Annotated in this window: 14 protein-coding genes; 11 read left to right on the plus strand and 3 right to left on the minus strand. The window is 45.9% G+C overall.

The window, feature by feature from the left end:
- The first annotated feature begins 21 nt into the window (after positions 1–21).
- The 11 genes from L5M29_RS13510 (at position 22) to L5M29_RS13560 (ending at position 9,061) form a co-directional block, all read left to right on the plus strand.
- Positions 22–216, plus strand: coding sequence for a Cro/CI family transcriptional regulator (locus L5M29_RS13510; RefSeq protein WP_012089987.1), 195 nt, complete (start codon positions 22–24; stop codon positions 214–216).
- 43 nt (positions 217–259) lie between these two features.
- Positions 260–883, plus strand: coding sequence for a hypothetical protein (locus L5M29_RS13515; RefSeq protein WP_263168241.1), 624 nt, complete (start codon positions 260–262; stop codon positions 881–883).
- A gap of 5 nt (positions 884–888) precedes the next feature.
- Positions 889–1,215 carry a hypothetical protein gene (locus tag L5M29_RS13520; RefSeq protein WP_012088966.1) on the plus strand — a complete coding sequence of 109 codons (327 nt, stop codon included), beginning with the start codon at positions 889–891 and terminating at the stop codon, positions 1,213–1,215.
- Positions 1,216–1,352: 137 nt separating this feature from the next.
- Positions 1,353–2,060, plus strand: a complete 708-nt coding sequence (locus tag L5M29_RS13525) for a hypothetical protein (protein ID WP_263168244.1) — start codon at positions 1,353–1,355, stop codon at positions 2,058–2,060.
- A gap of 142 nt (positions 2,061–2,202) precedes the next feature.
- Complete coding sequence (locus tag L5M29_RS13530; protein ID WP_263168246.1) at positions 2,203–3,027, plus strand: helix-turn-helix domain-containing protein; 825 nt, start codon at positions 2,203–2,205, stop codon at positions 3,025–3,027.
- Positions 3,024–3,707, plus strand: coding sequence for a replication protein P (locus L5M29_RS13535; protein ID WP_263168247.1), 684 nt, complete (start codon positions 3,024–3,026; stop codon positions 3,705–3,707). Before L5M29_RS13530 ends, L5M29_RS13535 begins: the two co-directional genes overlap by 4 nt.
- The gene (locus tag L5M29_RS13540; protein ID WP_106650792.1) at positions 3,697–3,921 is read left to right on the plus strand and encodes a hypothetical protein; all 225 of its coding nucleotides are present in this window, start codon (positions 3,697–3,699) and stop codon (positions 3,919–3,921) included. Before L5M29_RS13535 ends, L5M29_RS13540 begins: the two co-directional genes overlap by 11 nt.
- Complete coding sequence (locus tag L5M29_RS13545) at positions 3,922–5,190, plus strand: tyrosine-type recombinase/integrase (RefSeq protein ID WP_263168249.1); 1,269 nt, start codon at positions 3,922–3,924, stop codon at positions 5,188–5,190.
- Between the two features lie 57 nt (positions 5,191–5,247).
- A complete protein-coding gene (locus L5M29_RS13550) occupies positions 5,248–5,463 on the plus strand; it encodes a helix-turn-helix transcriptional regulator (protein WP_006082023.1) in 216 nt (71 codons plus the stop codon).
- A complete protein-coding gene (locus L5M29_RS13555) occupies positions 5,453–5,812 on the plus strand; it encodes a hypothetical protein (protein ID WP_006082022.1) in 360 nt (119 codons plus the stop codon). The genes L5M29_RS13550 and L5M29_RS13555 overlap by 11 nt, the downstream gene beginning before the upstream one ends.
- A gap of 930 nt (positions 5,813–6,742) precedes the next feature.
- Positions 6,743–9,061, plus strand: coding sequence for an SEC-C domain-containing protein (locus L5M29_RS13560; RefSeq protein WP_263168252.1), 2,319 nt, complete (start codon positions 6,743–6,745; stop codon positions 9,059–9,061).
- A 380-nt stretch (positions 9,062–9,441) separates the two neighbouring features.
- Here the strand turns inward: L5M29_RS13560 and L5M29_RS13565 are convergent, their stop codons facing one another.
- The 3 genes from L5M29_RS13565 to L5M29_RS13575 all read right to left on the minus strand — a co-directional run bounded on the left by L5M29_RS13565 (position 9,442) and on the right by L5M29_RS13575 (position 12,375).
- The gene (locus L5M29_RS13565) at positions 9,442–10,704 is read right to left on the minus strand and encodes a type II toxin-antitoxin system HipA family toxin (RefSeq protein ID WP_263168254.1); all 1,263 of its coding nucleotides are present in this window, start codon (positions 10,702–10,704) and stop codon (positions 9,442–9,444) included.
- Positions 10,701–11,048 (minus strand): helix-turn-helix domain-containing protein, encoded by a 348-nt coding sequence (locus L5M29_RS13570; protein WP_012089893.1) that lies wholly within the window; start codon positions 11,046–11,048, stop codon positions 10,701–10,703. The genes L5M29_RS13565 and L5M29_RS13570 overlap by 4 nt, the downstream gene beginning before the upstream one ends.
- Positions 11,049–11,967: 919 nt before the next feature.
- Positions 11,968–12,375 (minus strand): hypothetical protein, encoded by a 408-nt coding sequence (locus L5M29_RS13575; protein WP_263168257.1) that lies wholly within the window; start codon positions 12,373–12,375, stop codon positions 11,968–11,970.
- Positions 12,376–13,790: the final 1,415 nt, after the last annotated feature.

Raw genomic sequence — 13,790 nt, forward strand, 5'->3', positions numbered from 1 at the left:
ATTACTTGTCGGAGTTTGTCTATGAAAACGAAAGATGCGATCTCGCATTTTGGAAACAAGCTAAAACTGGCTGAGGCTTTGAGTGTTACTAAATCGGCAATTAGCCAGTGGGGGGAAGACGTTCCCGAACTCCGCGCTTATCAAATCGAACGGTTAACTGGTGGTGAACTCAAGGCGACTGAGTTGCCGTTAATGAGCCCTGAGCATGCCGCTTAATACTGAACCGTTCTAACACGTTAACAGAGAGAGGCTTATTAGCATGAAAACCAATTCACGTAAAAAAGATAGCCGTTTGAATTTGTTGATGAAAACGATTCATCGGGTGTTGGAGTTACCCAAGATGACGCGCTTTGCATTGGCAATAGATTTTGTTGCGGCGGTTGAGCGCCTCGGGCTGAGTGAGGTGCTGGCGGCGGAGGGCATTAGCTTTGCCAGCAGTCAAGACGTGCATAACGATGCGCGGATCAATGCGCAAAAGCTGTTCCGTTGGCTCGGTCAGTACGAGGGTCAACATCCGCAGGCTGATCGCTTGTTTCATGTTGAACAAGCACTGGTGGCGGCATTGCCTGAGCATTTGCGGGTGCAGTATCTCAACGATGTGTTTGGTTGCGCTGGGGTGACGGTGATTGCCGACCGCATGAATGATGGCCATGTGTTGCATGTGGCCGATATGGCGGCGTCGCTCACCAAAGAGAACGCCGAGGCGCAAGTGGCGGTGATCCATTTGGGCTGTGAGCCCAAGCGCGAGCAGTTAGTGGCGGCGCACCGTGAGTTAAAAGAGTCGGCGGCGACCACGCAAGCCAGCATGGCGGCGTTAGAGCTGGCGTATCCGTATTTAGCCAGTCACGGTGGCAAGGCGGCGCAATTCGCGGCCGAGAAGTGACCGCGATGCCGCAATCGAACCTGAACATCAATGTTATCGCCAGTGCTAAGACTGAGTTGCACCAACAGTTGATCCGCTTGGGTGACATGATCGGCGACGGTTTGCACTTAGAACCCGATGGTAAATGGATTGCGAAAGAGTATGTAAAAGTGGCGCGGGCGTTAGGTTATCGGCCTAAACGGGCTAATCACACTGCACAGATTAATGCGGTGATGCTTAAGCGGGTGGCTGATGTGCCGTGTGGCCAGTGCGGTTTGGCTTTAAAGCAAACCAAGTCAGGCTCGAAACGCGCCGTGTGTGCCAATGGGCATAAGTGGCAGTTGTTGAAATAAGAGAAGGAGTGAATGGCATGTTCACAAATCAGTTAAGTGATAACTGGGTGCGTAAAAAACGCCGTTATCCCGATGCCCGCTACAGTTTGGCGACGAATGCGGGCTTGATACCTAAGTGGCAGTGAGGAGGATAAACGATGTTTGATCCTGAATGTTTAATTTGTTGTTTGGAGGGCGGCGCCGCGTGTTCGGTACATGGGCAAGTTAGCAGTGCTGATGGGCCCGCCGTGGCCACGCTTACCGAAATGGAAACCGCGCAAGTGACGTTACTCATTATGCAAGCAAGGCAGTTAATGCTTAAGGCGATGGCGCTTAAAGCTAAGTCGAAAATGCCTAATAGCACTGAGCCTAACACCAAGGATCTTAGCGCGGCAACCTCTGAACGGGCAGCGTTAAGTGGCGTGAACATGGGCAAAGACATTGCCTGTTTTCATGGGCATACCACGGCGGAGTTGTTTAGGCGAACGCAGGTGGGCCGAATGGTTGAGGTGTTAAGGAGCTGCGATGAATTGCAGCATAGTCGCCCCGAGCGTTGGGCGGTTATCGCGACCGACATAGTGGATAAGGCGTTGCTGGGCAGTGAAAAGCAGTTGTTGCTGCCGACGGTGAGCATTGATTGGATTATGAATTATCTGCTGATGGAAGAACAACGCGCGGAACGTTCTATTGCGCTATTGGCGGAGGATGTAGGTGCGGGTGATATGAGTGCAATCGCGAAAAGCCGCAACGTGCACATTAAACGGCGTGATTTTTTTAGCCAGTTACGCAGTAACTTGGCGCACAAGGTTTACTTGCTTGGCAGTGAAGGCGAGCGAGTGGAGGGCAACGGGGCGCATTGCAGTTGACCCGTTGCTGTAGACATAAGAAAGCCCGCTGAAGTTTGGCGACGAACGCGGGCTTAATACCTAAGTGAGGCAATATCATGTTACTGAAGCATGGGGTTTGCGTCAATTCGAGTTTGTGGGTTGCTCCGTTTGGGGGTGACTTATGAGTATGGAATTGATGGTAAAAGCGATGAAGGCCAAGGTGGGTAATCCACTGCGCAAGTTGGTGTTGATCAAGCTTGCTGATAACGCCAATGACCAAGGCGAATGCTGGCCGAGTTACGAGTATATTTCGCAGGCTTGTGAGATAAGCGAGCGGTCGGCGATTAACCACATTAACGCGCTGGTTGACGTCGGGCTGGTGCGCAAAATTACCCGCAAGAGTGAGCATAAACGCAATACATCCAATCTGTATATTTTGGACTTTTCATCGTGTGTTCTGAGTGATAAACCTGCTCAAACCCTACCTTTTTCTGAGGGTGCAGCAAATTCACCCCTAGAAAATACTGGGGGTGCAGTAGATTCACCCCTAGCCAATTTTGAGGGTGCAGCAAATGCACCCATGGGTGCAGGAGATTCACCCTCTGAGGGTGCAGGAGCTGCACCCAGAATCTGTCACTCTTTTGAACCTATCAAAGAATCTTTAAAAGACTCTTGTCCAGCAACGAGTGCGAAGTCGGTTTTCAATGCGTTTTTCAAAGCGTATCCCGCCCATCGCAAAGGCGGCTCGGATTCGGCTGCATGGAAAGCGTGGAAGGCTGAAAAGCTGACCGACGCCGATTGTGTGCTGGCGGTGAGCTGGTTGAAGGAGGCTGCGGCGCTGGATACGAGTTGGGGTTTTAGCGCGAACGGCCAGTTTGTGCTTGGCATTACCAAGTTTATCCGCGAACGCCACTGGCTAACGCCGTTGCCAAGACCGATGGCCGCTGCTGTTGGGCAAGTGGATTGGAGTTATGCGGTGTATGACCCAGAGGACCCCTTGATATGACGGCTAATCAAAATGCGAGCATGAAATCACTGCAGACCTTAATCCGCCAGCCGCTGGTTGGGCAGGGGCGTGTGAGCCAACCTGAGCCCACGGCGATGGACATGGCGATTGTGGACAGCGTGTTTAGCAAGTTGCGGGTGTTGTTTCCGGTGAGTGCGCCGCGGCCTGAGGATGAAGCGACCCACAAAGCCGAGTGGCTTAAAACCTTGGCGGCGCAGGGGATTGCCAGCCGCGAGCAAGTGCAAGCGGGGTTGAATCGCGCCAGACGCGAGCAGGGCGACAGGCAGTTTTGGCCGACACCGCGCCAGTTTGCGCTTTGGTGCCAACCCACGGCCTGTGATTTGGGGCTGCCCAAGTTAGAGGCGGCGTTTAAGGAAGCGACGCGCCATTACCATCACCCTGACAAGCATTCGTGGAGCCATGATGTGGTGCGCCTAGCGGTGCGTGAAACAGGCAGTTGGATGTTTGCGACTGGGCTCGAGAAGGACGTGTTAATGACGTTTGAGCGCAATTACAAAGTGTTGTGTCGGCGCTTTAGCCGCGGCGAGTTGACCGATATTGAGTTGCCTAAAGCATTACCCGAAACAGTGACGCGGCCGACTGAGCCGGCCAAGGCAAAATCAATTATTGCCAATTTACGAACCAACCTTGGGCTTAAGGGGGCAAACGATGGCAACTAAACCACTGACACAGCGCGAACGCTTAATGCGCATCATCACAGGTAAACGGTTTTGGACCCTGTTTGAAATCCAGCAAGAGAGCTTTAACCGCTTTGGGGTTCACGACAGCGAGACAGCCTTAAGTGCGCGGTTTCGGGATATGCCGATTAACCAGCGGGTAAAACGCATACGCTCGGGTACCCATCACACCTTTGAATATCGGTTGGAGGGCTAGATGGCGCAGATTGTGACAGCAACAGGCGTAGAGCAAGGCAAGTTGAACGATGCGGTGTTGCGCCGTTGGTTACGGGCAGGGATAACGCGGGACTTTCGGGACACGCAGTTTCCGGCGGTGCGGTTACGGGCCTCGACCGATAGACGCCAAGCCTCAGTGTATTTAGTGATGAACGAGGCGGGCAAAACCGTGTGGCAAAAGCAGGGTGTATGGCCAGTGATGTGCTTGAAGACCTTTTTGACCGAGTTACCTAGCTTGCTCGCCAAACGCAGCATGGGCCAAACGGTAATCAGCAACGAGTTTGCCACGGTAGCGCAATTACTGGCGTGGTTTGTCACCCATGTGGAGTGCAACCGCACCTTAAGCAACAGCTGGCGCAGTAACTGCAAATCGTTAGTGAGTAAACATCTCAGCGGCTGCTTTGGTGAGCTACCACTCAATGAGCTGAACTTTATCGCGGTGGACAGTTATTTAATCAAACCCATGTTGGCGCAGGGCTACTCGGCCAATTACATCAAAGCCGCGGTAAAAGTGTTAAAGCGGGCGTTATCGGTTGCGGCCGATTTACGGGTGTTAGACAGCAATAGCTTGGCGGGGTATCGGGTGCAAATGAGTTTGAAGATGCCGCCTTTGGTGGGCACGCAGTTAAGCGAGTCGGACGTGGGCCCGTTATTCAGCGCATTACGGAATGCAGCAAGACCTGTGGCCATGTTGTTTGTGTTAATGCTGATGTTCGGTACCCGCATAGGTGAAACCCGTTTAGCCAGATGGGACCACTTTGCAGGCGATTATTGGTTTATTCCCGCCGAGAATGCCAAGAACCGCCAAGAGCACCGACTGCCCATGACGCCCACTGCCAAGAAACTAATAACCCATTATGCCCAGTGGCAATACACCCATGTGGGCAAGCGAGCATTTTTGTTCCCAGGCGAGGTAGGGCCGGTGAGCATTCGCACCGCGCAGTATTGGAGTGAGACGATTCGGTTTAAGGCGTTTACCTCCCACGCATTAAGAAAACTGTGCCGCACCATTATTGCGGATATGGGCGTAGATACTATGGTGGGTGAGCGGATATTGAATCACACCTTGCCATTATTGCTGCGCACTTACGTCAACAGCACCCTAGATAAGGGCATGTTGATGGCGTTAGATGCCTACCACGCGCACTTAATCACGCTGGGGTTTGATGATGTGGCGCCCGAGATTATGCGCCAATCGACCACTGAGCCGAGCGAGCCAGACGAGCCAATGTTAGTGGGGTGGTTATGACAATGACAATTAGAACAACTAGAACAACTGGGTTATGGCCTGAGTACAGGAGGATTTATGGCTAATCGCGCCGCGGATGTATTGAAAGTAGGGCGCCGTTTACGGGGCATGACCCAAGACGAAGTGGCTGAGATTTACGGCATTAGCCGCAACACTTACCAACGTTGGGAAAATGGCCGTACTACAGCGCCCTATGACGATGTGACATCGATATGCCTTGATGTGTTTAAGCTTTCGATTGAGAAGATAAATGAGGTGGCCAATGGGCTTTAGCGATGAACCCGAGCAGAGGATGAACATTAAGGCGTTGCGGTTAGGGTTATATCGCTGGGGCCGTTATTGGGTGTATCAAGAATTGGGAAAGGGGTTTTCGAATCGCAGCGCCTGCGACCGTTTAGGTGAAGCCTTGGGCGGCGGCAACTTAAAGCACGAACTCAACGTGCCTGCCCACGTCGCGCATTTTGACCACCTCGTTGAGCAGTTATCCATAAACTGCAAACGCGCCATTCGCGCCCATTACCTCTGCAAAGAGCAGTGGGCCTTAATGGGATTTGACAGTAAAAAGTCTTACATCTTCTGGCTAAGAAAAGCCGAAATGGCACTGCTGGATAGGATGAATTAGAAGGAACGCCCTCTTGCGAGGGCTGGCGGGTTAGACGGTTGTCCACCAAGACTGCTAACCCGTTAACTGGGTTTTATCAAAGGTTCTGACAGATACCTATGCACAATAATTCGCTATTAAAATACACACACATTTGCATCACGACCTATCGAAATAGATGGATTGCCTTTGGTTATTTGCTGCAAGGAAATATCATTTGTTGGTTGATCCCATGGCGCATTATTGCCGGCAGGAGTTCTTATCTCAGTGCTCCATATGTATCTTCAAGATTTTGTTCTACCTCTTGACTGCAGTAGCTGTACTGGCTTTTGCTCGACTTCATCGGATAAGCGTACTGACATGACGCTCATATCAAACCTCAATATACAATACATACTTTCAACTGCAATGCGCTGTTTGGGCTTAAATTGTTATTTAGCAGCAATAACCAAACGCATTTGGCCTCGAAATAAATCACAAAAAATGTCGTAAGCGGGCGTAATTTTATTGCATAAGTGAGACTAATACTTATGCGTAAGTGAAAGTAATTTATTCCCCATTGCTATTGCTGTATTTGCTTTGGTTACCTTGCACTGCAAACGATCGTTTATATAGTCGAGCTAAGCCTTTTAACGACCAAATTTTGTGGAGCGTCTTACGCTTCGCTTCAGCTGCCCGAAAACTTGGGCGTTAATGCACAGTAATTTTAATCCAAAACTCACGAATTAGAGTTAGGAATCTAGCTCATTAATGCCCTATTTTTACTTAGAGCCATTACTCATAACATTTTTGACTATCAATATTTGATCCAATTTCTTTTATGACTGAATATGACTGAATATGACTTTGGGTGTGTAATTATACAAATTAGCCAGAGTCCATTGGTTCGCTAGCTATTCATGCCGAATCATACCGATGCTAAATTTCCACTTTACCTATAAAGGATTTCAATTGATTGAACCAACACAAGTAGCCGCTAACGTATTGAAAGAAATGAGAGAAATCGCAGCTAAAATACGTAGCTTAGTAAATGGGATGCCACCAAAAGATCTTCTAGGCTACATCTATGCCCAATTTTTGATGAAAAGTAACAAGACTACTTCGTCAATACTCGATACTGATATTTCTAATGAGGAAAGAAATGACGTTCAATTTCTATTGGAATATGTACATGCGATTCTTGCATCAGATGTGGATCCTGGTGACGTGGTATTTGATGAAGCTGAATGTGGCGAATTATTTGCTCTTAGCAGAGAGTTACGAAATAAAGCAATGATGTTTGCCATAGTTTCTTCTGTAAATACTGAAAATGATGACTTCGGTTCTGATACCGCGGACATCGAATTTCATGCAAAATCATCTTGGGTTATGCTCAGAGGTAATCGCTATCAGGTTCTAGAAGATGAGTTTTATCAATATGTGCTTGCACCACACGATGACGTTTTAAAAGATATTTATGGTATCGGGGCTATTGAAATTGCGGAAGGGTTTCAACATTTAGCCAATGCAACTCGTATGGGACAAGCTAAAGCTATTAAAGAAATGAGGAAGCAGTTTCAAGCTGTTCAAGATTTCGCTGCAAAGCAGGAAAAACCGCTCGAAGACGTTATGGAAGAATGGGTCAAAGCAAACCCGCAACTAAAGAAAAATGCAGGCTTAGCAATGGACGATATGCTAAGAGGTGGTATAACCAATGTTAGTAGGCATACAAAACTACCATCTGAATTTTTAGCTGATCTAGCTTATCAACGTGGTGAAGATATTGACTTCTTCGGTGACGGTGAGTACTCAGGCACACCTTATAGGACATTACCTGCACGAAAAAAACCTTTAATCAAACTTGATGAAGACTATTTTGCTGTAGACCCCTGCTTTATTCGAGACGCAGGCTACCGTTCACTTCTTTTTAACTTGTTGCAAAAGAGGCCTGACTATAAAGAAACGTTTAAAGAGCGGCAGAAAGTCATGAGTGAAGCAGCCTTTCCTGACATACTTGCTGAGCAACTAGCTGGGGCTATTGTTTATCACGAAGTGTATTATAAAGATCCAAAGACTAAACAATGGGCAGAAAATGACACCCTAGTGTTAATTGATGACGTACTTTATCTTGTTGAAGCGAAAGCGGGTGCTGCTGCAACAATAGCTTCACCTGAACTAGATTTTAAACGTCATTCACAGTCTATAAAAGACTTGATATTAAAGGCTTACAACCAATGTGAGCGCTTTTTTGAATATCTACAATCTGCAGATGAAGTCCCAATATTTAACCTAATAAATGGAAAGTATGAGGAGATTGGAAGACTTTGCCATTCAGATTACCGCGTAATGCTCCCTATTGGATTAACCGTTGAGTCATTTTCGCCCTTCTCTGCATTTTCTAAAAACTTATCTCAAGTAAAACCACTCCTTGGACAACATAGCTTTATATCAATTTCAATTGATGATCTTTTTGTACTCAGACGCATGTTACCTACTCCAGGGGTATTTGCGCATTATATGGAAGTACGACAGGCAATTGCAGGCCTAAGGCAAGGGCTTCTTTACGATGAGTTCGATCACTTAGGGGCATATCTAACAAAAAATCGGTTTGATCAAGACATTATTGAACAGTCTAAAGGCGAAGGTGCTGGCTTAGTCATATGTGAGGGGTTGAGTGGCATTGTCGATATATTTTTCGAAAGTGAAGAATGGGAAACAGCACCTAAACCTACTCAATATTTTCCTGATGTGGTTCTAAAGACACTTTCAGCACTAGATAGTTCTCGCAACCCAGGATGGCTTTCTGTGGACAGTCTTATTCGTGATTTTGGTGAGGAAGCTCGTAATAAATTTGGAAAATATCTTTCTGATTTAGATAAAACTTTGGATCAGTATCCTGCACGTTACTTCGCGTTTGGTGGAGAGGGTGTTCCAATTTTTGTTTGGATGCAAAACTCACAATATGAAGTTGAGTGGGGTAAGGTAAACGATAGAGCAAGTGCTGTAGCCATATCTATTGATGCGAAAGAACTCATGGGAGTGTTAATCAAAGTTGGGAAAGATAGAGTTTATGAAACGGCACAACATGTTAGGGTTAATGTTCCGACTGAAAAAACTGAATCTAATGAGCATATTTATGAGGAGGCCAAACGCATGAGTGAGCGAACCCAAAGCCCTATATCTTCTAGAGAGCCAAATAATATAGAACCTGAAAAAAAACGGAAAACAGTCAGAAATGAACCATGTCCTTGTGGAAGTGGGAAAAAGTATAAAAAGTGCCACGGTCGTTAGAAAATAAGTAGCAATCTGTTCTGGTCTAATCCCTGCGGGTATATATGGTCACCTCGGGTTTAGCAAGGTCAACGTCCTACGGTGATCCCCCAATTTTAACTGCCATTAAAAATAATTTTATTCACTAATGTCCCATTCTGGCAACGCTTATCTGAAAAGTGACAGAAGTTAACCTTAAATTATTTCTGTCCAAAAATGAGCCAGTGAATACTCTGTACCAAACTTATTCACACCAACCGCGCGCCCCTCGTGCCTCTTTTGCGAGATTCTGGGGCGTTTTTTTCCCTTAAGATAAATCAAATATCTGGAGAGCTGATTCACACCTATACCCCGATGTTACAACCGAAATCAATATTGTTATTGGGGCCTGATATCATTAGCTAGCAGAGAATTTTAAAGTCGTTATGTAGTTTGGCCCAGTGAGCTTTTAATATTGCTTTATGCTCTTCATGCATGGGGAGTTCAGCAAGTGCTTCTGGCCAAAGAGTACGGGCTTTTTGCATAGCATCCAGTAAATGAACCTTTATCGCGGGCCATGGTAGGCCTGTTCTCGTTGCCCATGCTTGGAAGGTGGTGATATCGATGGCGTACCATAGCTTTTGTTTATTCATGTTGAGGGCAATGGCGGTTTCGCCTTCTATGTAGGGCAAGGTGCTCACAATATCGTAAGCGGGTGAGAGTATCGCATTTTGGGTATCAGGGTAGATAACACTCCAATTTTTTAAGTGGGCATCACCGTTGGCGAGCAAGATATTGGCCAGCAACCGCCTTGCCATTTGCTGCACGTCTTTTAGTCCGTCGTAGCTGCTCATGTATAGAGCTTTAGCTATGGCTTCGTAGTTGTATTTGCCGTATTTATCATGGGCGTAAACTTCGAATATTTGGGCAAAGTCCTCTGCATGAATACGGCCCGTATCACTGCGGTCAAAGCGCTTAATTGCGTATGCAGTTTGTTCATCTGGTAGTTTGATGTTAGGTAGATTATCCAATGCATTAAGCGAGATGAGCTCAATTTCAGGGATGTTCACTCCGATTATTTGTGCCAACTTCATTGCGGTGTATTCATTTTGTGGGACGTTGCGGTGTACTGTTGAAGGCGTCTTGATAATCCAACTATCTTGGCCTTCTTGATTGGCATTTATGTTGAATCGTCCATCGTTTCTGCTCGTCGAGAATTTCATTTGAACACCGGCAAGTGAGAACTTATTACTGGTGTGGGTGATGTCGATTACGATGGCTTCTGTTCTTTCTCGTGGTGATAATGCCCAGGCTGGAATATTCTCTTTTGCTATGGCTGATGCTATTAAGCCGCCGGGAAGATTGTTCCCTGCCCATGCTAGGATAGGAAATTCGTTGTTTTCATGTACTTTTAGCGCGGCTGACATCCAGTGCCGCAATGCGCCCTCGGGGAGCAAATTGGACAGCACCGGTGATAATCTTTGTGTTCTGACTTGTATTTTATCGATGTAATGTGGGTCTAGCAGCTGGGTGAGCGTTAATGTTGGTCGAAGTGCTTTTGGCATCGCGATATATTCAGGGTCAAATTTCAGAATGTTTTTACCACCTGAATAATGGGTGAGTATCGCAATCCGTTGATGATTTAAATAAAGTGCGAGGGCCTCTACTGATTCAGCAGGTTTCATAGATTATCTTCTTTATCATCAACTGAATGTAAGACCTTATCCCAAGATGTCCCCGTCTCTGTCGTTAAGTTGTTAGGCAAATGACGGTCAATTTCTGGATCTGAAGTTGCTTGGTTAATGAGTGCTTTTACTGCACTTATGTGCTGTTTAGGGACGATCATCATTTCAAGATTTAATCCTTCTAAGACTCTCAGTAATGTCGATAAGCGAGTATCACTGCCACTTTCTATTCGTTGGTATTGTTGCTGTGACATACCAATGTTCAGCAGCATGTCTTTCTGACTTAGTGCTAGTTGTTCTCGGTAGTGCTTGAGTTCTGTGGCTAATTCACTGAGGTGCTTCATGGTGTTGGCTCGGTTATCTTTTGCTCATAAACATCATATTAGTTGTTATTTGCTATTGATTACAACTAATGAGATGTTAATTTGTGTAAATACAATCAATTTGTTGTTTGTGCGTATGAATACAACATATTAGTTGTATATGTGTCGTTGATGTCGTATTGGATTTTGTCATAGGTGAGGCGGTTGTCATGGGCTACGATATGGCCGCGCTGGAGTGTGTGATTAGTCCGGCTTGATTGTGCTAGAGAGATTAAAGAGTCGTTATTTAACACCACACTTCTGGGACAAAACCTTATTAGCCAGATTCGGATTAGCTATTTTATTAGTAACGCCTCTTTGGGCTACAAACTAATCAACTCTCGATATCACCAGTTGGAATAGGCATAACAGGGATATGAATCAGTTCTCTAGAGATCTGATTCATGCTAAGGCAAAAAAAAGCCCCGTTGAAAGGAAGAAACGGGGCGAAATGGGTCTGTTTTAAGGTCAGCATGAATCAGTCTGGTGTAGAGTGATTCACTAACTGATTTTTGGGCATTTTAGAGTTAAAGCCTTAACTCTACTATAGGTTAACGCCCGCTTAAGGTCAGGCAATGCTACTACTCACTTTCAGCATAACACTGTAATCACATAAACCTACGCATAGTAAAAACGGTCAGGTTCTAAGCCGCCGTTGCTTGTGGGATCACAAGTAAAGCCCCATGACGGAGCTCGAAAACACTAGGAATACAACAATCGCGGAGTAACGAGTATCTAAAGAAAGCAGGATTGTATTCACTAAGAGATGGATGGATCGCCGTTCATTACCCTAACCAGAAAGCAGGTTAGGCGTTCTAAATGAACTGACCTGTGCGGAGGTATGCAGGGAGTGGGCTGGAGGTTAGACACCTCCGGCTACCCGATTTGTTTAATATATTTACTATTTAATTGGAACATCTTTTTTGTCAGTAAGCCGATCCTCACCTTTTACATTTTTACTAGTTTTAGGTGTACCATCTAAATTTAAAATAGACTCTAGATCTTGATTCTTTCTTAGGGATGCGTTTAAACGATATAAAAATTCATTACCGAAACTTGATAGTTTACTGTCAACAATAGGTCTAACCTTATAACCAATAGCTGTTCCAATACAGATACCAAGAAAAGATGGCCCAAGAGCTGGAATTTGAAAAAGAAAAATAAACCACACTCCGACTTGGCCAGAAATTGTAAAAAAAATAATTAATATAATGTTACCTAATACATATATAAGCACAACATATCTAAGTTTGAGAAAGGTACTAAGAACAATAAACAATATTGTGACTACTAGAAAAAAATTAACCATAGTTTAGACCACCTCCGAGGATTGGCATTGAACATAACGTCTTAGTATTTATGCGCTGCACTGTTTGCAGGGCATAAATCGCTTGTTGGACTTGGCCGCTGCCACCTCCATGTAAATGGGTATAAATGATGCTATAGGAATTTGCTTTTTTGCGGTAGCGATTTTTTATACAGTTTGATGGGTAATTACTTGATATCGTTTCAGCTTTTTTCTCATCCTGTCACGCTTATTTTTGCTGATGAATCGCTATCTAACGACTCAATACTCCAAGGAACACACCTCCCCTCGGAGTTGCCGTGGGGCGAATAGACAAATGACACTAGTTTTGATCAAAGCACGTGAGCATGAAGCTCACGCAAAATGCCAGCGTGTTGCGCATGAAACAGACTAGGTAAGTTTGATTCAATGTAACGGTTTATCAAATCCCTCATGATCACACCTTACTTTTGGTAGTCATTACATTATGTATCTCAAATTATCAGATAATAAATGTCTGAACTTCGAGCTGCGGCAAACTTTGGGTAGAAGTGGGTTAAAGCCATCTATCGGGTCTAATTGCATCGTGATTTGAATATTTACAGGTTAAGTTAAGACTAATCCAGTTCAATCGTGAGTTCGGTTTAACCTATTCTTAGACCACTATTTTCACCTGCAGACGTGTCACTCGATCACCTTAAGCTTCATGGCTAGTCGCTGGCTTGGTACGGCGTACTCTTTACCTGTGCTCTTTTCATCTGCAGACGCGTCACCCGATCACCTTACGCTTCATGCTCAGTCGTCGGCTTTGCCCAATCCTAATGTACATCATGAGCTATGCGCAGTTATACGCTAATGCCGGTGGTCGATAATGGCACGTACCTAAGCGTGTTGTTCCGCTTGGTCCTATGATCTAGCCGTGTGTTTACCTGCAGATGTTTTAGTCGTTCAGGCATTTACTCATGTCTGTGGGTGAAGCCGGCATAAATAGGGCTGATATAGGTGTGTTGAGCGACGATGACGAGTGAGAATAGCGCACGTTTTCTTCATCTTAGTTGTTAATGGTATGTTTCGTTCTGATAGGGGGGAGCACACCATTATGCTTCAACAGTTCTTCGATGCGGCCTAGATAATCCCTAGATCCCCTCAAAAAGTTGGGAGCACTCAAACCCATGTGGCAGCTGGGCTACAGGCATACCGTTGCATCAACCCTACAGGAGGATGCAACGGCTCGCTTTTGTTGCTGTTGTGTTAACACTTGAAGGGCGTAAAGGGTAGGGCAAAAGGTGAGTTTTTTGGTAGTTCTGGGTGAATTGATGGCGCCTAAATGGATCCTTCTATTCGGCTCACTGTTTCGGTCGCGGCCTCATCCTGCGAAGGTGTTATCCGCTCCCCGTTTTTAGTCATCGAAAGCAGGCGAACTGGGATGATCTGCACAC

The organism is Shewanella sp. SM95, from assembly GCF_025653595.1.
GTDB classification, from domain to species: domain Bacteria; phylum Pseudomonadota; class Gammaproteobacteria; order Enterobacterales; family Shewanellaceae; genus Shewanella; species Shewanella oncorhynchi.